19 protein-coding genes and 2 tRNA genes are annotated in these 22,717 nt (G+C 62.1%); 6 read left to right on the top strand and 15 right to left on the bottom strand.

What is annotated here, in order from left to right:
- Positions 1-10: 10 nt before the first annotated feature.
- From VJZ71_07340 to VJZ71_07355, 4 genes are all read left to right on the top strand, one after another.
- Positions 11-1,414, top strand: coding sequence for an SBBP repeat-containing protein (locus VJZ71_07340; GenBank protein ID HKQ47865.1), 1,404 nt, complete (start codon positions 11-13; stop codon positions 1,412-1,414).
- 43 nt (positions 1,415-1,457) lie between these two features.
- Positions 1,458-4,181: a thrombospondin type 3 repeat-containing protein gene (locus tag VJZ71_07345; protein ID HKQ47866.1), complete on the top strand. Its 2,724-nt coding sequence runs from the start codon at positions 1,458-1,460 to the stop codon at positions 4,179-4,181.
- 321 nt (positions 4,182-4,502) lie between these two features.
- On the top strand, positions 4,503-6,560 hold the full coding sequence (locus VJZ71_07350) for a proprotein convertase P-domain-containing protein (protein HKQ47867.1): 2,058 nt from the start codon (positions 4,503-4,505) through the stop codon (positions 6,558-6,560).
- A gap of 262 nt (positions 6,561-6,822) precedes the next feature.
- Positions 6,823-8,364 (top strand): FG-GAP-like repeat-containing protein, encoded by a 1,542-nt coding sequence (locus VJZ71_07355; GenBank protein ID HKQ47868.1) that lies wholly within the window; start codon positions 6,823-6,825, stop codon positions 8,362-8,364.
- A gap of 48 nt (positions 8,365-8,412) precedes the next feature.
- Here VJZ71_07355 and VJZ71_07360 read toward each other — a convergent pair.
- The 11 genes from VJZ71_07360 to VJZ71_07410 all read right to left on the bottom strand — a co-directional run bounded on the left by VJZ71_07360 (position 8,413) and on the right by VJZ71_07410 (position 15,330).
- Positions 8,413-8,485, bottom strand: a tRNA-Thr gene (locus VJZ71_07360).
- Between the two features lie 61 nt (positions 8,486-8,546).
- A complete protein-coding gene (gene dnaB, locus VJZ71_07365) occupies positions 8,547-10,076 on the bottom strand; it encodes a replicative DNA helicase (protein ID HKQ47869.1) in 1,530 nt (509 codons plus the stop codon).
- A complete protein-coding gene (rplI, locus tag VJZ71_07370) occupies positions 10,009-10,566 on the bottom strand; it encodes a 50S ribosomal protein L9 (GenBank protein HKQ47870.1) in 558 nt (185 codons plus the stop codon). Before rplI ends, dnaB begins: the two co-directional genes overlap by 68 nt.
- Positions 10,567-10,580: 14 nt before the next feature.
- Complete coding sequence (gene rpsR, locus VJZ71_07375; protein ID HKQ47871.1) at positions 10,581-10,862, bottom strand: 30S ribosomal protein S18; 282 nt, start codon at positions 10,860-10,862, stop codon at positions 10,581-10,583.
- A 27-nt stretch (positions 10,863-10,889) separates the two neighbouring features.
- Positions 10,890-11,348, bottom strand: a complete 459-nt coding sequence (gene ssb / locus VJZ71_07380) for a single-stranded DNA-binding protein (GenBank protein ID HKQ47872.1) — start codon at positions 11,346-11,348, stop codon at positions 10,890-10,892.
- Positions 11,349-11,400: 52 nt separating this feature from the next.
- On the bottom strand, positions 11,401-11,883 hold the full coding sequence (gene rpsF, locus VJZ71_07385) for a 30S ribosomal protein S6 (protein ID HKQ47873.1): 483 nt from the start codon (positions 11,881-11,883) through the stop codon (positions 11,401-11,403).
- A 19-nt stretch (positions 11,884-11,902) separates the two neighbouring features.
- On the bottom strand, positions 11,903-12,481 hold the full coding sequence (pth, locus tag VJZ71_07390; GenBank protein HKQ47874.1) for an aminoacyl-tRNA hydrolase: 579 nt from the start codon (positions 12,479-12,481) through the stop codon (positions 11,903-11,905).
- Positions 12,478-13,161 carry a 50S ribosomal protein L25 gene (locus tag VJZ71_07395; protein HKQ47875.1) on the bottom strand — a complete coding sequence of 228 codons (684 nt, stop codon included), beginning with the start codon at positions 13,159-13,161 and terminating at the stop codon, positions 12,478-12,480. Before VJZ71_07395 ends, pth begins: the two co-directional genes overlap by 4 nt.
- A gap of 10 nt (positions 13,162-13,171) precedes the next feature.
- Positions 13,172-14,137 carry a ribose-phosphate pyrophosphokinase gene (locus VJZ71_07400; GenBank protein ID HKQ47876.1) on the bottom strand — a complete coding sequence of 322 codons (966 nt, stop codon included), beginning with the start codon at positions 14,135-14,137 and terminating at the stop codon, positions 13,172-13,174.
- Positions 14,134-15,213 carry an NTP transferase domain-containing protein gene (locus VJZ71_07405; GenBank protein HKQ47877.1) on the bottom strand — a complete coding sequence of 360 codons (1,080 nt, stop codon included), beginning with the start codon at positions 15,211-15,213 and terminating at the stop codon, positions 14,134-14,136. The genes VJZ71_07400 and VJZ71_07405 overlap by 4 nt, the downstream gene beginning before the upstream one ends.
- A gap of 46 nt (positions 15,214-15,259) precedes the next feature.
- Positions 15,260-15,330, bottom strand: a tRNA-Gln gene (locus VJZ71_07410).
- A 475-nt stretch (positions 15,331-15,805) separates the two neighbouring features.
- Here VJZ71_07410 and VJZ71_07415 point away from each other — a divergent pair.
- Positions 15,806-16,480, top strand: a complete 675-nt coding sequence (locus VJZ71_07415) for a hypothetical protein (GenBank protein ID HKQ47878.1) — start codon at positions 15,806-15,808, stop codon at positions 16,478-16,480.
- Positions 16,481-16,614: 134 nt separating this feature from the next.
- Here VJZ71_07415 and VJZ71_07420 read toward each other — a convergent pair whose 3' ends face one another.
- Together VJZ71_07420 and VJZ71_07425 are read right to left on the bottom strand one after the other, a co-directional pair.
- Positions 16,615-18,147 (bottom strand): SpoVR family protein, encoded by a 1,533-nt coding sequence (locus tag VJZ71_07420; protein HKQ47879.1) that lies wholly within the window; start codon positions 18,145-18,147, stop codon positions 16,615-16,617.
- 37 nt (positions 18,148-18,184) lie between these two features.
- Entirely contained in the window at positions 18,185-19,285 is a 1,101-nt protein-coding gene (locus VJZ71_07425; GenBank protein ID HKQ47880.1) for a DUF444 family protein, read from the bottom strand.
- A gap of 207 nt (positions 19,286-19,492) precedes the next feature.
- Between VJZ71_07425 and VJZ71_07430 the strand changes: the two genes are divergently transcribed.
- The gene (locus VJZ71_07430; protein ID HKQ47881.1) at positions 19,493-20,161 is read left to right on the top strand and encodes an HAD family hydrolase; all 669 of its coding nucleotides are present in this window, start codon (positions 19,493-19,495) and stop codon (positions 20,159-20,161) included.
- 291 nt (positions 20,162-20,452) lie between these two features.
- Here VJZ71_07430 and accC read toward each other — a convergent pair whose 3' ends face one another.
- Together accC and accB are read right to left on the bottom strand one after the other, a co-directional pair.
- Positions 20,453-21,796, bottom strand: coding sequence for an acetyl-CoA carboxylase biotin carboxylase subunit (accC, locus tag VJZ71_07435; GenBank protein HKQ47882.1), 1,344 nt, complete (start codon positions 21,794-21,796; stop codon positions 20,453-20,455).
- A gap of 101 nt (positions 21,797-21,897) precedes the next feature.
- Positions 21,898-22,353 carry an acetyl-CoA carboxylase biotin carboxyl carrier protein gene (gene accB, locus VJZ71_07440; protein ID HKQ47883.1) on the bottom strand — a complete coding sequence of 152 codons (456 nt, stop codon included), beginning with the start codon at positions 22,351-22,353 and terminating at the stop codon, positions 21,898-21,900.
- Positions 22,354-22,717: the final 364 nt, after the last annotated feature.

Here is a 22,717-nt window from a genome sequence, read left to right on the forward strand (position 1 = left end):
GGAGTTAACTATGTTCAAGCACAAACAGTTGGGAAATTACAGGTTCTTCCTTGCCGCCGTCTCAATATTCCTGATGGCCGCGCCGGGAGTTGACCGGGCTGGCGGCGAGATCATCACCGAGATCATCGACGCAACCGGAGGCGCGGGGAAGCCGCTTAATGCGGCCCTGGCCATTGCTGTAGACGGCGCGGGCAACGTGTACGTGGCGTCCGGAACCCATAACGTCTTCAAGATTACTCCAGACGGTGCGATTACGGTGATCATCGACGCCACAGGTGACGGGACAAATGCCCTTGATGTTCCCACGGCCGTCGCCGTCGATGGCGACGGCAATGTCTTTGTTGCCGGGCAAGTCAGTGACAACGGCTTCAAGATCACGCCCGCCGGAGTCATCACCCGCATCATCGACGCGACCGGCGACGGCACGAATCCCCTGGACAACCCACAGAGCATTGCCGTCGATGGCGCGGGCAATGTCTACATTGCGGGATCGGACAGCAACAATGCCTTCAAGATCACGCCGGCCGGGATCAAGTCGCAGATCATCGACGCCGCCGGCGCGCCCGGAGCCAGCGTTCTCAATAATCCGCTCGGCATCGCCGCGGACGCCGACGGGAACGCCTATGTGACTGGTTATGGCAGCAACAACGCCTTCAAGATCACGCCGGCTGGAATTATCACCGAGATCATCGACGCGACCGGTGATGGCGCCGGCCATGTGCTGGACTCCGCTCTTGGTGTCGCCCTGGATGCCGCAGGAAACGCATACATCACAGGAAGCAACAGCCAGAATGCGTTCAAGATCACGCCTGCCGGAGTCATCTCCCAGATCATCGACGCGACCGGCGACGGCGCAGGCCACGCGCTGCTTGATCCCGCCGGCATTGGCGTGGATGCGGCGGGCAACATCTTTCTGGCGGCAGAGAACAGTGACGGCGCCTTCAAGATCACACCCGCAGGCGTCGTCACTCAGATCATCGGGCCGGACGGCGACGGGGCGGGCAATACGCTCAACGATCCGTACGGTCTCGCCGTGGATGCCGCGGGCAATGCCTACGTCGCGGGCATTCTCAGCGACAACGCCTTTCGGATTTCGCCGGACGACGACGGCGACGGTAAGGCGAACGACGCCGACAACTGTCCGAATGCATTCAACGCCGACCAGGCCGATGGCGACGGCGATGGGAAGGGCGACGCCTGCGACAACTGCGCGGCGATTTTCAATGCGGATCAACTTGATTCGGATTCCGACGGCATCGGCGATGCTTGCACACCTCTGCCACCGCCCGACGCCGCCTGCGGATCTTGTGCGCCGGGAGTGTTTCCGGTCGCCGGACTGGTCGTTCCCGCCTGCTTGATCGGCCGTCGGTTGCGGCGATGGCGCGTTCACACCGGTGTCGACAAACTAAATTAAGGTGAATTATATGTGCAGATTTGTACCATCAATCAATCGTTGCTTGCCGCGCGCCCTCGTCGCCATTCTGACCGTCTCCGCCCTCGGACTGAGTCGCGCAAGCGCCCAGCTCATCATCACCGAGATCATCGACGCGACCGGCGGGGAAGGCCAAAACCTCATAAGCATCGAGAGCATCGCTGTAGACGCGGCGGGCAACGCTTATATCGCGGGCGTGGGCAGTAACAACGCCTTCAAGATCACGCCCGGCGGAAGCATCACTCAGATCATCGACGACAGTGGCGATGGGGCGGGTAATGTCCTCACGCTTCCCCGCAGTATCGCCGTGGACGCCGAGGGTAACGCCTTCATCGTAGGACAGTCCAGCGATAACGCCTTCAAGATTACGCCCGCGGGGTTTATTACTGAGATCATCGACGCGACCGGCGCTGGCCCGGGCAATGGACTTGATGGTCCTACGGGCATTGCCGTGGATGCCGCAGGCAACGTGTACGTAACCGGTGTCCAGACCCATAACGCCTTCAAGATCACGCCCGCCGGGGTCAAGACGCAGATCATCGACGCAGCCGGCGCTGGCCCCGGACAGGACCTTGATAGTCCTCGCGCCATCACGGTCGACGCCGCGTTTAACGTGTATGTCGCAGGGGCGAACAGCGACAACGTCTTCAAGATAACGCCCGCCGGGGTCATTTCCGAGATCATCGACGCGACGGGCGACGGCGCAGGAAATGTCCTAGATTTTCCTTTCCTCGGCATTTTCGTGGACTCGGCGGGGAACGCCTACGTGACGGGGGCGGCCAGCAATAACGCCTTCAGGATCACGCCCGCCGGGGTCAAGACGCAGGTCATCGACGCGACGGGCGACGGTAGCACTGTCCTGGATGGTCCCACCGGCATCGCCGTGGATGCCGTGGGGAACATTTACGTAGCGAGCGAAAACAACGACGTCGCCTTCAAGATCACTCCCACCGGCGTCATCAGCAAAGTCATTGACGCGGGCGGCGACGGTGCGGGTCATGGCTTGGACGCGCCATTCGGCATCGCCGTGGACGACGCGAGCAACATCTACGTAGCGGGAGCAAACAGCGACAACGCCTTCAGGATCGCGCCGGACACGGACGGTGACGGCAAAGCCGATGATGCCGACAACTGCCCCAGCGCATTCAACGCCGATCAGGCAGACACCGACGGCGACGGCAAAGGCGATGCCTGTGACAACTGCCCCGACGTGTTCAATGCTGATCAGGCGGACGCGGATTCAGACGGCGTCGGCGACGCCTGTGCGCCGCTGCCGCAACCGCCACCGCCCGACGTCGCTTGCGGAACCTGTGCGCCGGGCGCCATGCCCGCGGCGGTGTTGAGTCTGTCGTTTTTGATGGCGACGCGACGGCCGCCGCCGACCAAGCGAACCCTTTGGAGAGCCAGTTATATGAAGACGAAGAATCGTGACTCGGGAATCGGCAACAAGTGTAGCCCCGCGTTGGCGGCAATCCTGGTGTTCACCGCGGGGTCCAGCGCGTCGGCCCAGCCGGTCCATCTGCTCATCAGCAGTGGAAACACCGACCAAGTCCTGCGCTACAACGGCACGGCCGGCGCCTTCATCGACGCGTTCGTTCCCGCAGGCGGCGGCGGGCTGATTGGGCCCGCGGGCCTGGTCTTCGGCCCGGACGGCAACCTCTACGTCAGCAGTTACGACATCGACAGGGTCCTGCGTTACAACGGCGCGACCGGCGAGTTCATCGACACCTTTGTCTCGGCCGCTTCCGGCGGGCTGGATGCACCCAACGGCCTGGTCTTCGGTCCGGACGGCAACCTGTATGTCAGCAGTGAAAACACAGACGGGGTCCTGCGCTATAACGGCACGACTGGCGCCTTCATCGACGCCTTGGTCCCTGCCGGCGCCGGCGGGTTGGATGAGCCCCAAGGCCTGGTCTTCGGCCCGGATGGCAACTTGTACGTCAACAGCGGAACCACCGACAGCGTCCTGCGCTACAACGGTGTGACCGGCACCTTCATCGACGCCTTCATCCCCACCGCCAGCGGCGGGCTGGATGGGCCCCACGGGTTGGTCTTCTGCCCGGACGGCAACCTGTACGTCAGCAGTGGCTCCACCGACAGTGTCCTGCGTTTCAACGGCGCGACCGGCGCCTTTATCGACGCCTTCGTCCCAGCCGCCAGCGGCGGGCTGGATGTGCCCTTCGGTCTGGTCTTCGGCCCGGACGGCAACCTGTACGTCAGCAGTCAACGCACCGACAGGGTCCTGCGCTACAACGGCGCGACCGGCACCTTCATTGACGCCTTCGTCCCCGCCGTCTCCGGTGGGCTGGATAATCCGTCGTATCTGATCTTCGACAACGACGGCGACTTCGACGGCGTGCCTGACGATGCCGACAACTGTCCGTTCGTCCCCAACACCGATCAGACTGACGGCGACGGTGATGGAGTGGGAGACGTGTGCGACAACCTCGCGTTCGATAACGACGGCGATGGCGTGCCCAACGGCGCCGACAATTGCCCCATCGTTTCCAATTCCGACCAAGCCGATCCCGATGGCGATGGCAAGGGCGACACCTGTGACAACTGCCCGGGCGTATTCAATGCGGAACAAGCTGATGCGAATGCCGACGGCATAGGTGATGCTTGCACGCCTCCGCCACCTCCCGACGCGGCCTGCGGGACCTGCGCGCCGGGAGTTTTGCCGGCATCGTTCTTAAGTCTCTCGCTGATGATGTGGGGACGACGGCGGAATTATGGCCGCAAAGATTAGTGAGGAGGCCCTTCGGCTTAAGCGGCGCTCGGAGCATCCGCACCTTCGTAAGGAACCAAGTACTTTTCTGGAGGCGAGAGAGATATGCCACGATCAGTATCAGCAAGCAATAGGCCTGCGAGCCGAAATGCAGTCCGGCTCGGCGGTCTCATCGCGTGCGCGGCATTTGTGATCGCGGGGGAACGCTCGAGCGCCGCCGCCCCGCCGGTGCCCGGAGGATGTCGGGCGCCATCTCCGAGTAGCCATAGCAACGGCGGCTGCCCGGTTGCTATTCCGGATAACAATTCGGCCGGCATCACCTCTCAGATTATGGTTTTCGGCTTGCCGTCCGTCATCTGGGACGTGAATGTCGTGACCTTCATCCATCACACGTTTCCCAGCGACCTCGACATAACGCTGACGTCGCCTGCAGGAACCGTCATCACGCTTTCGACTGACAACGGGGGCAACAATGACAACGTCTTTAGCGAAACGCTCTGGGACGACCAGGCGGGCGAGGATAGCCCTCCGGGGCCGGTCGGCGACGCCACGTACGCGGACGGAGTCGCGGAACTCACGGTTGCGCCGGAGGAACCTCTAAATGCCCTCGCGGGCCAGGATCCCAACGGCACGTGGACGCTGACGATCGCCGACGACGCGGCTCCGGATATCGGCTCTTTGTGCGGTTGGTCGCTTCTGATCTCAGCGGTCTCGGCCCCGCCGACGGTTGCCGGTACCAGCTCGTTTTCGCAACTTGCGGCCTTCGCCATCCCTGACAATAACCCAGCGGGCGTGAGTTCCGCGCTCGATGTCGACGGACTGACGGGAACGATCTGTTCGGCGCGCGTCAATACCTCCATCACGCACACGTTTCCCGGCCATATTGACATGACGCTGACGTCGCCTGCCGGAACTGTCATCACCCTCAGCACGGACAATGGGGGGACAAGTGACGACGCCTTCAATGGGACGTGGTGGCAGGATAATGCGGGCGCGACCAATCCGCCGGGCCCCGCGAACGACAATGCTCCTGCGCCGGGTGTCACCGAGACTCCGCTGGCGCCGGAAGAGGCCTTCGCCGCACTGATCGGTGAAAACCCCAACGGAATGTGGACGCTGACCGTCGCCGACGACTCCGCGGGCGACACGGGAACCTTGCAAAACTGGACTTTGGAGATAACGACGTGCACGGCGCCCGACGGCGACAGCGACAACGTCGGAGACGCCTGCGACAACTGCCCGAACGATCCGAACCCGGGACGGGAGGACGAAGATCTAGATGGCATCGGCGATGCGTGCGATCCGTTTCCCAGCGCGAGCGGTAACGATCGCTTCGGTCATCGGTTCATTGACTCCAACGCGCTGAATGGACCCCCCTTCCAGTTCGTTGACATCAGTAACACGGGGACACAGATCACGCCATTTAGCAACACTACCGTCGCCGGGCCGCTGGCCATCGGCTTTCCGTTCAGTTTCTACGGGGCGAACTTCTCCAACGCATTTCTCGACGACGACGGCTGGCTGCACTTAGGCGACGCCGCCCCCGCCAGCGACCAGACCAATGACTGCCCTCTGCCCAGCACTGACGGTATCAACAACATGATCGCCGGCTTGTGGGATGCGCTCGATCCGATCGACGCGATTCCCAACGGCAGCGCCTTTCATCAGTCGTTCCCTGCCGGAAGCTGCCCTTACAACGACTACCCCGGGGCGTGTTTCATCGTCGAGTGGCTCAACACCTACCGCGAAACCCTTGCGGACAGCGTTACTTTTGAGTTTATCCTGCTCGATAACAGCGACATCCTCGTCCAGATTCTCGACGCGGGTAACGAGATGGGCAGAAGTTCAACGACGGGAATCGAAAACCTCCTCGAAGATGACGGTCTGACCTACGACCCGGACGGCGGCGGGGGGCTGAAGTGCAATGTTACGGGCCACCTCGCGGACAATCTGGCAATCATGTTCTTCGTCGATCCGCTGGATAACGACGGCGTCCCCGGCTCGCTCGACAATTGCCCGTCAACGCCCAATGCCGATCAGGCCGATTCCGACGGCGATGGGCGGGGCAGCGCCTGCGACAACTGTCCGACCGTGGCCAATGACGATCAGGCGGACCCGGACGGCGACGGCAAGGGCGATGTCTGCGACAACTGCCCTGGTGCATTCAACGCTGACCAGGCCGACGCCGACGGTGATGGGAAGGCGGACGCCTGCGACAACTGTCCGGACGTCTTCAACGCCGATCAGGCGGATGCGAACTCTGACGGCATCGGCGATGCCTGCGAAGTTGCTCCACCGCCCGACGCCGCCTGTGGAACTTGCGCGTCGGGTGCTCTGCCCCCCGCGCTGCTTAGCTTCTCGCTGATGATGTGTGGCCGCTGGCGGCAGCGTCGTAGGTAGGAGTTTCCATTGAATCAGACCCGGCAACTACGCCTTCAAGCCACAAAGTGCCGACGCTGGCACGCGATGCTTCATCCGGTGAGCCTCGCTCGGGCACGGTCGGGCATGACTTCGGCGAAGAACTTGGTGTCCGGGCCCAGCCACTTGCGCATGTCCTTGTGGATGTCGCGGATCGAGAAGATAGGAATCCATCGGCCAGGTGCCTGCACGCAGGGCAGGCCAGCCCCCGAAGCGCCGACCGGCGCAGACAGGAGAGAGAAACATGAGCCACTTGATTCAATCTGTGGGCAAGCATTTCCCATTTCGGCGAACCACATTGGCCAATGTCGCGGTACGCCCCAGGACCACGTGCGTGCTAGCGGCCGCACTCTGTCTGGCGATTGTTCCCGCCGCCGACGGGCAATGTCCCTCGTCGTTTGCCCCGTCGGTCAACTACGGCGTGGGCAACGCGCCCCGGTGCGTGGCCATTGGCGACCTTAACAGCGACGGCCGGCTCGATCTGGCCACCGCGAATGAAGGCAGCGGCACTATTTCCATCCGGCTCGGCAATGGCGATGGATCGTTTCAGAGCATGAACAACTACGGTGTGGGCAACGGTCCACGATTCGTGGCGATCGCCGATCTGAACGCCGACGGCAAGCCCGACTTGACTTCGGTGAACAACGCCAGCAACAACATCTCGGTACGGCTGGGTAACGGCGATGGGACGTTTCAATCGTTTGCGAACTACAACGTCGCCGGAATCCCGTTTGCCACGGCGGTCGGCGATTGGAATGCGGATGGCACGCCGGACCATGCGGTCGCGTGCAATGGCGGCACGAATGTGTCGGTGCTTCTGGGGAACGGGGATGGCACGTTTCAGGCAATGGTCAACTACGTCGCGGGCAACGGTTCCCAATCGATTGCCAGCGGCGATATGAACGGTGACGGGATTCCCGACCTCGCCGTGGCGAATAACTTCAGCAGTGATGTCTCGATCCTTCTGGGCAATGGAGATGGCACGTTCCAGGCGCCCGTCAACTTCGCCGTAGGAAACGGTCCCCGATCGGTTGCAGTCGGCGACGTTAACGGTGACGGACGGCTCGATCTGGCGACGGCGAACGATGGCGGCGGCAGTAATGTCTCAGTGCTGTTGGGGAACGGTGACGGCACATTTCAGGCATTTGTCAACTACGGCGCGGGCGGCGGCGCCCGATCCGTGGCCATGGGCGATCTCAATCTCGACGGACGGCCTGACCTGGCGGTCGCCAATAGCGGCACCGCGAACATTTCCGTATTGCGGGGCATCGGCGATGGGACGTTTCAGGCGGCGGTCAACTTCAATGTCGGCAATAGCCCATTCCATGTGGCGATTGGCGACCTCAATAACGACGGCCAGCCCGACATGGTCTCAGCGAACAACGGCGGCAGTAGCGTCTCCGTGCTAATTAACACCAGCCCGTCGATCGGGATCAACCCCCAACCCGTCAGCCAATTCGTGGCCGTCGGCGAGACCGTGATCTTTACGGTGACGGCGACGGGAACGGGGCCATTCACATACCAATGGCGGCGGAACGGCGTGGCGCTGACCGACGGCGGCCCTTTCAGCGGCGCGGCCACCGACACCCTGACGGTGAGCAGCGTCACGGCGGCCGAGGTCGGTTCGTACGACGTGCATATCACGGGCGGTTGCAACGGCACGATCGGCGTGACAAGCAGCCCGGCGACACTCTCGGTGTGCGTCGTCCCTGGCGATTTCAACGGCGACAACAGCTTCGACAGCGCGGACATTCAGGGAATCGTGGACGCGCTGCTTCAAGGTTAGGGCAGCGGTGCGAGGTTTTCGAAACGCTTCAAACCTCGCATTCGAGACAGCCGCCGATCGGACTCGAACCGATGACCTGCGGTTTACAAAACCGCTGCTCTACCAACTGAGCTACGGCGGCACGTGGTCTGCACAACATGGATTCTAATTGGACTGGTCGGAATTCGCCATGCGGACCGCCCTCAGAACGGCGCGCCTTCGTCTTCCGGACCCCCCATCGGGCCGACATCGGGTATCGCGTCGTAGGATTGGCTCGTATAGGCGCCGCCGTCGTCGAGATAGGCCGGCGCGGCGTTGTCGAAGCGCGTGAACTCGGGGTTGAAGTGCAGCTCGACGTCGCCGGTCGGGCCGTTGCGCTGCTTGGCGACGATCAATTCCGCCTTGCCTTTCACTTTGTTGTACTGCTCGGAGAACTCCGCCGAGGCGTTCTTCTTCTTGTGAAGATAGTATTCTTCGCGGTGGAGCAGGATCACCACGTCCGCATCCTGCTCGATCGCCCCGCTTTCGCGCAGATCGCTCATCCGCGGGCGGTTGCCCTCGCGGCCCTCCACCTGGCGATTGAGCTGGGCCAACGCCACCACGGGGATGTTTAACTCGCGGGCCAGGGACTTGAGCCCCCTGCTGATCGCCGAGATCTCCTGCTGGCGGTTCTCCTTCGACGCCCGGTCGAACATCAATTGCAGGTAGTCGACGAAGACGACCTTGATGTCGTGGAGCATCTTGAGCCGCCGGGCCTTGGCCCGCAGCTCCATGACGCTCATTCCCGGCGTATCGTCGATGAACAGCTTGTAGTTGCGCATGTTGCCGCAGATAAGCTTGAGCTTGGTTTTTTCCGCCTCGCTCAGCTTGCCGTGCCGCAGCCGTTTCAAGTCAAGCTGGGCGTGCGAGCAGAGCATGCGCTGGGCGATCTGGAGCTTGCTCATTTCCATCGAGAAGAACGCGGCGGGGAGGCTCTCGACGATCCCGATGTACTCCAGCATCGACAGTCCCAGCGCCGTCTTGCCCATGCTCGGCCGCGCCGCGATGACGACGAAATCCCCGTGCTGCATTCCCCCGAGCATTGAATCGAGCTCGGTGAATCCTGTCGCCACTCCGGTCAGGGCGCCTTCCTGCAAGGTCTCGATCTGCCGCATCGTCTCGTCGAGAAAATCGCGGATCGCCACGGCCTGGTTGGAGACGCGCTGCTCGGTCACTTCGAACAGGTGCTTCTCCGCCGCGTCGAGGATGTGCGACGCCTCCTCCTGGTCGTCGTAGGCGGATTGCAGGATCGTGTGGCTGCATTGAATCAGATCTCGCAACAGGCCCTTATCGCGCACGATCCGGGCGTAGTATTCGCTGTTTGCCGCGCTGGGTACCGATTCACACAGATCGACGAGATAGTCGCGGCCGCCGACCTCTTCGAGGAGGCCGCGCTTGCGCAGCTCGTCCTCCAAAACGATCAGATCGATCGGCTTGTTGACGTCGTACAGGTCGATCAGCGTCTCGAAGAGCAGGCGATGGTCCGCGCGGTAGAAGCGGCCCGACTGATCCCGCGGGATGATCTGCAGGACCAGGCCGATCGAGTCCCGATCGAGCAGCATCGAGCCCAGGAGGCTGATCTCCGCCTCCAGGTCCTGCGGCGGGAGCTTGCCCGCGGCGGCGGGATCAGTTGTTCGAACTCCCGGCGTCGGTCGGTTGAGCGCTGGCGTCGGCGGCGGTGCGATTCTGGTCATCCTTGTCCTCCGTTCGCGATCCTTCTTCTTCGCCCTCGCCGAGGGTCTTTTCGGCGACGACCCACACCTTTACCGATGCCCGAATATCATCCGACAGGACCACCGGGACTTCGACCGCCCCGACTTCCTTGAGGTTGTGCGACATCTTGATCTGGTCGGCGTGAACGCTGTGGCCCTCCTGCATGAGCGCGTGGGAGATTTCCCGCGGGCCGACCGAGCCGTACAGGTGGCCGTCGGGCGTGCAGGCGGCGCTGATCGTCACTTCCGCGCCGGCCAGCCGGTCGGCGGTCTGCTTGAGCAGCGTCTTGATGCGTTCGCGCTCCTGCGCCGCAACTTTCTTGTCTTCCTCGATCGACTTGAGGTTTGCCGAAGTCGGTTCGAGGGCCAGATGGTGCGGCAGGAGGTAGTTGCGGGCGTATCCGGACGACACCTCGACGATGTCGCCGCAGAGACCCAGCTTGTCGATGTCTTTTCGTAAGAGCAGTTTCATAGTATCTATCGCTCCTATCCGCAAAACGGCATCAAGCCGATAAACCGCGCCCGCTTAATCGCCCGGCAACTGGAGCGCTGATGGTGCGCACAGTTTCCGCTGCGCTTGCGCGAAAAATGTTTGCCCTGGTTGCTGACCAATTTCTGCAACGACGCGAGATCCTTGTAGTCGATCTCGTCGATCTTTTCACGGCAGAAGCGGCACTTGGCAACCTCGCGGGTGCGCAGGCGCTTCTGCTGCTTTTTCTTGTCGAATTTCTTGTCCTTCTTCCGAAATCCAAATCCGAATCCTGACATAATCTACCTCTCTGGGCCAATCGTCCTTTAGAACGGAATATCCTCGCCCGCAGGCGCCACTTCCTCAACCGGCGGCATCTCATCCATACCGCCACCCCTCGCCGGCTCGGCAGGGCGCCCGGGCGGAGGTCCGCCGGGTCCGCGCTGCCCCCCGGAGGGGGCGCCGATGAATTGAAAATTCTCCACGACCACGTAGAGCTTGCTTCTTTTTTCCCCTTCCTTGCCTTGCCATTGGTCGTACTTGAGACGACCCTCGACCATCAACGGCTTTCCCTTGTTCATATACTGGTTCAGCGTCTCAGCCTGCCTTCCATACGCACGCATGTCGACGAAACAAACATCTTCGCGCGATTGCCCATCCTGGCCTTTCCATTTTCGATTGATGGCCATGCCGAATTCGCAGACCGGTGTATTGCTCGGCAGGTACGAGAGCTGCGGATCGCGCGTCAAATTGCCCGCCAGGATCACCTTATTGAAATTCGCCATGGTCCATTCCTTTCACGCGCCTGGCATCAAGTGCTCGGCCGCACGAAGCTCCTTATCTCTCGATCTCGTCGGGAAGATCGGCCACCGCCACCGCCGACACGGCGTCCAGGTCCTCCACCGGGGGGAGGGCCTCCGGGCCTTCACCCGGCGCGCCGAACCGACCGCGACCGGCCGCGCTCCACTCATCGCCGCGGGACAGCGTCTTGGGCGGCGCGGCAGCGGCCATCGCCTTCTCCACGTCCTCCGGCGTCAATCGATCCCGTCGAATCACCAGCACGCGCACCAGCTTCTCGCTGAGCTGCACGTCCCGCTCGATGCCCGTGATCTTATCCGGTTCGGCCTCGAAATAGGCGAGCACGTACAGACCGCGCTTGTGGAGGCCGATCGAGTAGGCGAGTTTTCGATCATCCCACTTCTTCAGTCCCAGCACCTTGGCCGAGGCGCGATCCAGAACTCTCCGCACTTCGGCCTCCGCCGCCGGCCAGTCCGTTGCCAGGGCCGCATCCATCAGAAACATCGCTTCGTAACTCTTCACGTTCAATTCTCCCTGTACTTTACTGTTCGTCCGCGTCTTCCGCCCGGTTCGTGCGATTCATGGCCGCGTGGATCCCGTCGTTCAACCAGCATTCCACCGCTTCAGCCGCCTTTGGAATCATCGCTTCCGCGACCGGCGCCTCGCTCTCGGCAAACGTCCCGAGCACATAATCCGCCACGTCGCCCCGGGCCGGTCGGCCGATTCCCAATCGCAGCCGGGCGATTTCCTGCGTGCCCAGGCAGCGCAGGACGTCATCCAAACCCTTCTGTCCGCCCGCTGATCCGCTGCCACGCATCCGCAGCCTGCCCAACGGCAGGTCCACGTCATCCGAGACGATCAGCACATCCACCGGCGAACACTGATAAAACTGCACGGCGGCCACGACGCTCTTGCCGCTCAAATTCATAAAAGTCGTCGGCCGCAGCAAGCACACCCGTTCGCCCGCCGCCAGACCTTCGGCGACGAGGCCGGAGAACTTCTCCCGCCAGGTCCCCAGTTGCCAGCGCTCGCACAATTGCTCCGCCACACGGTAGCCGACATTGTGCCTCGTCCGGGCATACTGCCGTCCCGGATTTCCCAAGCCGACGATCAGTTTCATTCCTTCGCCGCTTTGGCCGGTTTTTCCTTTTCAGCGCCTTCGGCGCCTTCCTCTTCAATCTTGCCCTTGGCGATGACCTCCGGCTCCGCCGCGCCTTCCACGGGCGCCGCCGCCTCGGTCGAGACCTCCGCCTGCACCTGCGGCACCCGGCAGGTCGCCACGACCGTCTCGGGATCGTTGACGGCGCGAATGCCGGCATCCAATTTGAGGTCCTTGACGTAGAGCACCTGATTGAGCGCAAGATCGGCGACGCTCACACGGATGTTCTCCGGAATGTTCGTCACCAGACACTCGACTTCCAGTTCCATCAGGTCCTGCCGCAACTGGCCGCCCTCGGCCGCGCCCTTCGGCGTGCCGCGAAGCTCCAGGGTCACGTGGACCTTGACGGTCTCATTCAAATCCACGCGGGCCAGGTCGAGGTGGACCAACTCGGCGCCCAAATGGTCGTATTGCGCGTCTTTAATCAAGCACGGCTGGACCTTGCCCTGCACGTCGAGGTTTACCAGGTGCGCCCCGTGCGAAATTTGTAACTCCACGTCGCGCATCTCCAGGGCCACGGCGAGCGGATCCTGCTTATGACCGTACACGATGGCGGGCAACTTGCCCTTGCGCCGCAGACGCGCCGCCGCGCGCGATCCGGCCGCCTGCCTCGACTCTGCCTTGATGGTGGGAATCTCCATGAAATCGTCCTCACGAATTAAACAGACTGCTGACCGATCGATGTTTGTGGATCCGCGCGATGGCCTCGCCAAAAATGTCCGCCACGCTGAGCAGGACGAGATTCGGCAGGCTCTTGCGGGCCTCGTTGGACATTGGAATGGTGTCGGCGACGACAATTTCCGTGAACGGCGCCGCCGCCAGCCGCTCCAGGGCCGGCCCCGCGAACACCGCGTGAGTCGCCGCCCCGCGAACGCTCCGGGCCCCCCGGTCCATGACCAGCCGCGCCGCCTCGCAGACCGTCCCGGCGGTCGCGATCATGTCGTCGATCATGACGACATCGCGGCCTTCCACCTCGCCGATGATGTTGTACATGATCGCCGTGCTGCCGCTGGTGCGCCGCTTGTCGATCACCGCCAGATCGCACCCGACCTTCTCCGCGTACATGCGGGCCCGTTTGACGTTGCCGACGTCGGGGCTGACAAAGGTCACGTTCTTGAAATCCAGATTTTGAAAGTGCTTGGTAAACGCCGGCTCGGCCTGCAAATGGTCCACGGGGATATCGAAGAAGCCCTGAATCTGCGCCGCGTGCAGGTCCATCGTCAGGACGCGATCGGCCCCCGCCTCGCGGATCAGGTTGCTGACCAGCTTGGCCGTAATGGGCACGCGCCCCTCGTCCTTGCGATCCTGCCGCGCGTAACCGAAGTACGGCAGTACCGCCGTGATCCGCCGCGCCGACGCCCGCCGCAGGCAGTCCATGAATACGAGCATTTCGAGGAGATTGTCGTTCACCGGCCGGCAGGTCGGCTGAATCACGAACACATCGCGCCCGCGGACGTCGTCGTTCAGCTTGACGAACAATTCGCCGTCGGGAAACGTCTCGGCATGCGCCCGGCCGGGACGGATCTCCAAGTAATTGCAGATCGCGTCCGTGAGCGCGGGGTTGCCCCGCCCGCTGAAGACTTTTAATTCGCCGTCGGGTTGATTGTGCATCATCATGACGCCCCTCCGACAATGGAACTCTGCGCGGGCGGCCGCCGGACCACCTGCACCGTTCGCTTGGCCGGCGCGTTCGAAATAGGCCGCGCCCCCCCCACCGTGTCCAGCGCCGAGAGCGCGCCCGGGCCCACCCGCGCGCCATCGTTCACCACCGCGCCGTTCGCGACGTACGCGAAAGGTCCGACCGTGCATCCCGCGCCGATGCGGGCATTGCCTTCCAGAAAGCAAAAAGGCTTGATGACCGTCTCTGACCCAATGGCAACGCGGCTGTCAATCCACGTATTCACCGGATCGACGATCGTCACGCCCCGCTCCATCCACGCGTCCTGGATGCGCCGCTGCATCAGCCGCGCGACCTCGGCCAGATCGGCCCGCGAGTTGATGCCCGTCGCGTCCTGCGCGGGCACACTCGTACTCGCCCGAACCGTTCTTCCCGACGAGCGCAGGATCGAGAGGACGTCCGTGATGTAATATTCGCCCTTGGCGTTGTTCGGCGTGACCTGCGAAAGGGCGTCAAACATCGCCGTCGCATCGAAACAGTAATAGCTGGGATTGACTTCGCGAATTTCCAACTGCTCCGGCGTGCAATCCCGGTGCTCGACGATCCCGGCGAAGGAGCCGTCCTTATCGCGGAGGATTCGTCCGTAACTCGTCGGATCCTGCAGCACCGTCGTCGCCAGCGAGGCCGTCGCGCCGGTGGCGCGATGGCTGCCGACCAGCGTCCGCAGCGTTTCCGCGCGGATCATCGGCATGTCGCCGGCGATCACAACGCAGTCGCCCTCGAAGCCCGCCAGGGAATCCTCGCACATCAGCACCGCGTGGCCCGTACCTTTTTGCTCCGTTTGTTCGACAAAGGAAACGCCCGGCTCGGCGCCGAACGCCGCAATGACCGATTCCTTCCCAAAGCCCACGACGACGTAGCACTGCTCAATCCCCGCCTGGCGGCAGGCATCCAGAACGTACGCCAGCATCGGCTGTCCGCAGATCTCATGCATGACCTTCGGCAGGTCGGACTTCATCCGCGTCGACCGCCCCGCCGCGAGGACGATCGCGACCAGGCCGCGGGACGATGGCATTTTGCTTTGCGAATCTGAAGCCACTGGCGATTTCCCGGCAAAAAAACTACCCGGCGAGGACTCGAACCTCGACAAACAGGACCAAAACCTGTTGTGCTACCATTACACTACCGGGTAATGGTGTAGCGTTATTTTCGCCAAACGGCAGCGTCTTAGGCTCGGTCGTCACTTCGACCGGACAAAAGCTTGGCCCACCGGGGCCAGATTGGACGCGGCATCGATTGGGTCCACTCCCGAGGCTAGAGCACCGGGCCGCGTGCCACGATGCCCTCAGACCGCCGCCGCACTTTGGCGCCATCGGCCGGCCTCTTGGGGAGAGACATTCTCGCATTCGATCAATTGAATGCGGTCGGGAAGCGTAACCGGACTGGAACGGGGTGTCAACGCCCTTCAGCGAACCGTCGAAACGGCCCCCATAACAGCATTCTTCACAGCGTCCGAGAAACGCCCAGGAATAAGCCCCGCCGCCCCCACCCCGGCATCTTCGGCTCCCTTAATCCTTTGCCAAGAGCAGCCGCGTATTGGATATCAATAGTACCGTCCGCCCGAATACCGGAGGCGGGCGGCTCGTGTCCATCACGAGAACGCTTCAATGAAACTTCGCGTACATCCATTGTGCCGTATTCCTTCGATGGTGATTCTAGTCGCCGCCCTCGCCCTTCTGCCGGCGATGAGCGGTTGCAGCACCGAGGTGCTGAACGCCATGTTTGACTCCGGCGTTCTTTCTCAGAATTTTCCCGGCCAGACCGTTCCCCCGATCAGCGAAGCCGACCTGGCGGCCATGACCGACAGCGACGGCGACGGGATCCCGGACGATTTTGATGAATGGCCGGACGACCCCGACCACGACGGTGACGGTGTGACCGACGGTTCGGATGGCGATTGGGACGCCGACGGTGTTCCGAACTGGGAGGATCCCGACGCCCTTGCGCAGGACGCCGACGGCGATGGCATCCCCGATCTCTTTGACGAATATCCCCTGGATGATGACGCCAACGGCAACGGCGTGCCCGACGGTGAGGAAAACGACGCCGATGGCGACGGCACGCCCGACGCCTACGACACCTATCCCGACACCGCCGACGCGAACGGCAACGGCGTCCTGGACGGTCTGGAAAACGACTACGACGGCGACGGTCTCGCCGACGCCAACGACAATTACCCCGATCAGGACGACGCCAACGACAACGGCCTGCCCGACGGCTTCGATCCGTCCTACGACAACGACGCCGAGTATATCGGTCCGGTGGATGGAGAGTTGAATTAGGTCATCGCCCTGTGATGCCCCGGCCGCCTCGCGCCTTACGCGATCAAGACACAGAGAGGGCGAGGCACCGGCCGAGCCACGACCGCAAGACGGGTCTCCGTTTACGCGGAATCACATGACTACCTAAACAGGTCTTAGAGCGCATGCGCCGGCGTGGGCATGTCGGAGTGGATCTTCTGCTGCTGCGACTGCTCGCCGTCGTGGGAGAAGAGAACCATCTCGTCGTTGATCAGCGCTTGCAGGTGCACGGGCCGCCGCCAGATCCGCTGCACGTTTCGCAGCGCCAGCGATGCGTACTTGATGTCCAGGTCCACGCCGTTGTGCTTGTGGCCGAGGTACAACTCGCCGCGATTGGCGTAGTTGCCGTCGAGCACGTAGAGATACGGCTGACCGTGGTTGGTGAGCATGAAGAGGAGCTGAGCCTTGATCTTGTCGAAGTCGCGGTTGACCACGACCATGCGCCGCGTCGAGGGATCGAAGCGGTAGTGATAGAGGCGGAAGCGGTCGACGAATTCGGGGGTCAGGAATTCGTCAATGAACGTCACGTCGTTGTGGATGCGGCGGACCTCAAAGACCTTTTCCATCCCCTTGCCAAGCTTCTTGTCCCACTTGCGCTGCTCCTCCATCGAGCGGCATTCTTCGTAGTCCTTGCCGAAACGCCCCTTGTTCCAGCGATCCTCGATGTCGCGGAAGAGTTCCACGCCGATCTTGTACGGGTTCATCTGACCGGGGGACATGGCGACCGTGCCGCTGTGATGGTCGGCGTAGGTGATAATCTCGTCGTCGGCGAGGATTTTGGTGGTCATCAGACGGCTGTGCCAGAAGGTCGCCCAGCCCTCGTTCATGATCTTGGTCTGGCCCTGCGGGGCGTAGTAGTAGGCTTCTTCGCGGATGGTGGAGAGGATGTCGGCCTCCCAGTCCTCGAGCGGGGCGTGTTCCACGAGAAACTTCAGCACGTCCCGCAGCGGCTGCTTGGGCAGAACGCTCTTTTTCTTTTCATGCTGGGCGAGCAGGTTTTTGCGCTGCAGCCTCGTCGCCTCGGGCGGATTGATCCAGGATTCCATGTAGGGCTTGCTCTTGAGGCGGACGATCTTGCCCTCGACCTGCCGCTCGGCCGACATCGTCGTCGGGGCGGCGTCGGCCTCGGTCCGCTGCATGAACATGGCGTGGGGATCGATCAGGTTATCCAGCGAGTAGCAGATATCCACAAACCGTTCGACCTTCTCAAAGCCGAGTCGATCGACGTGACGACGAATGCGCGTGCTATGGTTGGCCATTTCGTCCATCATCTTGCGATTGGTCTTGCTGAACCAGTAGTTGTGCTTGAAGAAGTCGCAGTGCGCATAGACGTGGGCCATCACCAGCTTCTGATCGACCGTCGAGTTGTCCGCAACGAGATAGGCGTAGCAGGGGTCATTATTGATGACCATTTCGTAGATCTTGCCCAGACCGTACACGTGCTGCTTGCGGAGCCGCTCGTATTCCATGCCGAAGCGCCAATGCGGATATCGCTGCGGGAAGCCCCCGAACGCCGCGATCTCCTGCATCGTGTCGAAATCGACCAGCTCGAAGCGCGTCTCGAAAAAGTCCAGGCCGGCGGCGCGGGCAATCGCCGAGATTTCCCTTGCGTAGCGGGCCAGATCGGGTCGGGCGTGGTGGAGACTCATGGGATATTGGTCCTACAGGCCCAAGTGGCCCTCATCACTACTTTCCTGGGGAGAAAAAGGCCTTGAGGGAGTCGTAGATGTCGTCCTTGGTGTTCACCCGGCTGGTCACCACGTTGCCGACGTCGTCCAGGTGTTCGTGGATGACATTGATGAAGTTGCCGCTGCCGTAGGCGCTGGCCACCTGGCAGTAGCCGAACATGTTGATCTGCGGCAGGAGCGAGTCCCGCAGCATCTTGCAGCATTCCCGCGAGTCGCTCTCGCTGGAATTGTCGCCGTCGGAGAAGTGGAAGATGTAAATGTTCCACTCCGAGGGGCTGTAGTGCGTGTCGATGACGCTCTTGCAGAGCTTGAACGCGCTGGAGATCTTGGTACCGCCATCCTCGCGGATATGGAAGAAAGTCTGGCGATTCACCTCCGCCGCGCGGACGTCGTGGACGATGTACCGGCTTTCGATGCCTTCATAATTCCGCCGCAGCCAGGCATCGATCCAGAACGCCTCCAGCCGCACCAGTTCCTTCTGCTCGTCGCCCATCGATCCGGATACGTCCATCATGTAGATCAGCACCGCGTTGGACTGCGGTTTGAGCACGGTCTTCCAACTGCGATACCGCCGGTCAGACCGCACCGGCAGGATCATCGGATTGTCGGGGTCGTAGGTGCCGGCCATGATCTGCCGGCGCAGCGCCGCGCGGAAGGTCCGCTTGAAGTGCCGGAGCGATTCGGGTCCCGTGGTGCGGATGCCGCTGTAGCGATCCTTCTCCGAGGTGATTTGGTGCTGGCCCTTGGGCTTGATTCGAGGGAGCTTGAGCTCTTCGCCCAGGATGTCCGCCAGTTCGTCCAGCGAAACCTCGACCTCCATGATGTGCGAGCCGGGGGACGTTCCGCCGGGGCCCTGGTCACCGTCGCCGGAATCCACGGGATCGCCGACCTGCGCGTCGCCCGCGCCGACGCCGCCGTCGTTGTTGTCGCCGTAGCGGAAGTGCGGGATCTCGATGCCGCGGACGGGGATGCTGATGAGGTTCTTGCCTTCCTTGCCGATCAGCTCGCCGCGCGTGAGGAACTTGCGCAGGTCGTCGCGGATCTTGCCCTTGACGATCTGGCGAAACCTCTGGTGGTCTTTGTCGATCTTCAGATACACGGTCCTACCCGCTCAATGCGCCGCCCAACTCCTCTATTATACGGAGACGAACACTATTCCGGCGGCCATTCTCCAGATACTACGCAAGATATCGGACAGCCTATTGGGCGACTAGAGCATTCGTCGTCCGAACCACCAAACCCGCCGAGGGTGCTTCTTTCAACGCGTTCACTGGCCTGTAAGGCTTCAGAGGGCGAGAATAGCGGCATGTCCGTCAAAGTCGTCGCCTTTGATGTCTACGACACGCTGGCCCGGTGGCCGGTTGGCCGGGTCCAGCCGATCGAGGTCCAGCGACTCCTGGGCCGATTCGGCATCGAGATCAGCTACCAATCCTTCGAGGCCGCCCGGCAGGCGGTCTTTTTCTTCGACAGCCCCAAACGTGAGATCGTCGGGTGGACGGACTATCTCGCCCTCGTCTTCGCGCGGATGGGCGTGATGGTGCCGCTCGACCTCTTGACCTGTGTCGCGGCGGAGTACGAATCACGCAATAACATGGAGATTCTTCCCGGCGCGTTGGAGGCGATCGAGGGGGCGAAGCGGGCGGGGAAGGTGACCTGCGCATTCACGACATTGCCGAAGTTCATGATCGGTCTCCGCAAGCACGAACTGCTGTCGCGGCTGGATCATTATTTTGATGCGAGCGCAACCGGCTTCGGCAAGGGCCATCCGGCGTTCTACCGGCGGATCGCGGAGATGCTCGGCGTCGCGCCGAACGAGATTCTCGCCGTCGGCGACGATCCAATTTGCGATGTGGAGTTGCCAAGGGAGGCGGGGTGGAGAGCGGTGTTACTGAGTCGAGACGGCTCTCAAAGCAACGACAAAATTACCCTAAGCCTAAAGGCGCTTAGCGAATTACCGACTTATTATTCATCGTAGTCAGGCAGATGGTGCTGCGATGCGAACATCTGAATTACGGGCTTGGCATCGATATAGCTCGAATCACCGCTCGTTGATCGAACGGAGCGATCGATGCGCCTGTTTTTATTGTCTTGAGATTTTCCAACCGAGTGAGATCGAGCGATGGATAGACGTTCACGAAGGGAGGGGTACGACGGCCTTGTGCCCCCGCTGTGGCATTGATTCAGTGATTCCATCTGCTGCGCCCGTCGAATTGACCGATGCATTCTTGCGCGAAATGAACGAGCATTTCTTTTGATGCGGGGGGAACTACTTCTGCATCATCCGCTCGATGAAGCCGGTGTCGATGTTGGCGTTCAGGAAGTCGGAGTTCTGGAAGATCTGGCGCAGCAGCGGGATCGTCGTCTTGAGTGGGGCGATGTGGAACTCGTCGAGGCAGCGGCGCATGGTACGGATCGCTTCCTCACGGTTTTTGCGATGTACGATCAGTTTGCCCACGAGCGAATCGTAGTAGGGGCTGATGGTGTAGCCGGCGCAGGCGTGCGAATCGAAACGCACCCCCAGACCGCCCGGCGGGCGGAACTCGGCAATCGGTCCCGGCGCCGGACGAAAGCCGTGTTCGGTGTCCTCGGCGTTGATCCGCACCTCGATCGCGCAGCCGCTGCGCGGGATGTCCTTTTGCCGGAGCGTCAGCTTGTCCCCCGCCGCGATGCGGATCATCCACTTGATCAAATCGACGCCCGTGATTAGCTCCGTCACTGGATGCTCAACCTGAATCCGCGTATTGACTTCAAGGAAGTAATAGCTGCCGCCCTTGTCGACGATGAATTCGACCGTCCCGGCAGAAAAGTAGTCGGCGGCCTGGACCAGCTTGACGGCGGCCTCACACAGGCCGCTCCGCGTCTTTTCGTTGATCGCCGGGGAGGGCGATTCCTCGACGAGTTTCTGATGGCGGCGCTGGAGCGTGCAGTCGCGCTCCCACAGGTGGACGCAGTTGCCGTGCTGGTCGGCAAGGATCTGCACCTCGACGTGACGCGGCTGCTCCACGAGCTTTTCAATATAGACGCGACCGTCTTTGAAGGCGTTTTCCGCCTCGGTCCGGGCGTTGCGAATCTGCGTCCGGAGCGTCGCCTCGTTGTGCGCGATCCGCATGCCGCGCCCGCCGCCCCCCGCCGTGGCCTTGATCATGACCGGATAGCCGATCTCCGCGCTGATCTTCACGGCGTCGTCGTCGTCCTCGACCACGCCCTCGCTGCCGGGGACCGTCTTCACGCGACTCTTCCTGGCCAGCTTCTTGGCCGCGGCCTTGTCGCCCAATAGCTGGATCGATTCTGAACTCGGCCCGATGAATTCGATCTTGCTGGCCCGGCACTGCTCCGCGAAATCCGCGTTTTCCGCAAGAAATCCATATCCGGGGTGGATCGCATCGACGTTCGCGACCTCAGCCGCGGCGATGATTCGGTCGGCCCGCAGGTAGCTCTGCGACGCGGGGGCCGGGCCGATGCAGATCGCCTCATTGGCCAGCGTCAGATACGGCGCCCCGCGGTCGGCCTCGGAAAACACGGCGACCGTCTCGATCCCCATCTCGCGGCACGCGCGGAGGACGCGCAGCGCGATTTCGCCCCGGTTGGCCACGAGGATCTTGGAGAACATGCGTTTCTGCACGCCGCCCTTGGCAGGCTTCCGCGCGAAGGCGTCCGCCATTTTGGCCGACAAGCTGGCCGCCGATGAATTGGAGTCCTTGCCCGATGCCATCAAGCGACCCGCACCATCATCAGGGGCTGACCGAACTCGACGGGCGCGCCGTTGCGCACCTCAATCGATTCGATCGTGCCGGCCCGCTCGGCCTTGATCTCGTTGAAGACCTTCATGGCCTCGATGATGCAGACCACGGTCTCGGGGCTGACCTTGTCGCCGGTCTTGACGAAAGGCGGCGATTCGGGATTGGCGGCGGCGTAAAAGGTGCCGACCATCGGCGAGGCGATCGGTTGAAGTCCGGGATCGGCCACCGGGCTCGTCGCCGCGACGACCGGCGGGTTTGCGGAAGCGGCCATCATGGGCGGCGGCGGCGCATGATGTAACGGCGAGTGAACGACGGGAGCGCTGCCGCGGCGCAGGACAATCCGCTTTTCCCCGTCGCGGATCATGATCTCGGAAAGGTCGTTATCGACCATCAGGTCGGTAAGGGTCTTGATCTCTTCGATGTCCATCCAGGTGCTCTCAAGTGCTAAGCCGCCGGACACGGGGCTCCTTGTTCAAGGGGGCGATTCTAGGGGTACAGCATATTCCACGCAACCGGATTATCGCGGTTCACAAACCTCGTGCTGGTAAGATGATGATGAACGCACTAATTGTGGAGGCTGCATGTGGATGCGTAAACCCGTTCACTCGTCATTCCTATTGGTATTCGCCTTCTTCTCCATGTCGACCGCGTTGATGTGTTCAACAGTAACGATAAGCAGAGGCGGCTACCGCGGAGTATTACTCGCGGCGATCGGCTTGATGCTACTGGCCGACGCTATTTGCCTGAAGGAGATTCTCCGCAAGCATCCGGTCTGGATAGTTATTGCGGGT

This window comes from Phycisphaerae bacterium (genome assembly GCA_035275405.1).
Taxonomy (GTDB): domain Bacteria; phylum Planctomycetota; class Phycisphaerae; order UBA1845; family UTPLA1; genus DATEMU01.

Excerpts from the sequence above, each read along its gene's own strand:
- dnaB (HKQ47869.1), bottom strand. The coding sequence starts at position 10,076 with ATGACCAGAATCGCACCGCCGCCGACGCCAGCGCTCAACCGACCGACG.
- pth (HKQ47874.1), bottom strand. The coding sequence starts at position 12,481 with ATGAAACTGATCGTCGGCTTGGGAAATCCGGGACGGCAGTATGCCCGG.
- VJZ71_07395 (HKQ47875.1), bottom strand. The coding sequence starts at position 13,161 with ATGGAGATTCCCACCATCAAGGCAGAGTCGAGGCAGGCGGCCGGATCG.
- VJZ71_07430 (HKQ47881.1), top strand. The coding sequence starts at position 19,493 with ATGTCCGTCAAAGTCGTCGCCTTTGATGTCTACGACACGCTGGCCCGG.
- rpsR (HKQ47871.1), bottom strand. The coding sequence starts at position 10,862 with ATGTCAGGATTCGGATTTGGATTTCGGAAGAAGGACAAGAAATTCGAC.
- VJZ71_07420 (HKQ47879.1), bottom strand. The coding sequence starts at position 18,147 with ATGAGTCTCCACCACGCCCGACCCGATCTGGCCCGCTACGCAAGGGAA.
- rplI (HKQ47870.1), bottom strand. The coding sequence starts at position 10,566 with ATGAAACTGCTCTTACGAAAAGACATCGACAAGCTGGGTCTCTGCGGC.
- VJZ71_07340 (HKQ47865.1), top strand. The coding sequence starts at position 11 with ATGTTCAAGCACAAACAGTTGGGAAATTACAGGTTCTTCCTTGCCGCC.
- accC (HKQ47882.1), bottom strand. The coding sequence starts at position 21,796 with ATGTTCTCCAAGATCCTCGTGGCCAACCGGGGCGAAATCGCGCTGCGC.
- VJZ71_07400 (HKQ47876.1), bottom strand. The coding sequence starts at position 14,137 with ATGATGATGCACAATCAACCCGACGGCGAATTAAAAGTCTTCAGCGGG.
- VJZ71_07355 (HKQ47868.1), top strand. The coding sequence starts at position 6,823 with ATGAGCCACTTGATTCAATCTGTGGGCAAGCATTTCCCATTTCGGCGA.
- VJZ71_07405 (HKQ47877.1), bottom strand. The coding sequence starts at position 15,213 with ATGCCATCGTCCCGCGGCCTGGTCGCGATCGTCCTCGCGGCGGGGCGG.
- accB (HKQ47883.1), bottom strand. The coding sequence starts at position 22,353 with ATGGACATCGAAGAGATCAAGACCCTTACCGACCTGATGGTCGATAAC.
- ssb (HKQ47872.1), bottom strand. The coding sequence starts at position 11,348 with ATGGCGAATTTCAATAAGGTGATCCTGGCGGGCAATTTGACGCGCGAT.
- VJZ71_07415 (HKQ47878.1), top strand. The coding sequence starts at position 15,806 with ATGAAACTTCGCGTACATCCATTGTGCCGTATTCCTTCGATGGTGATT.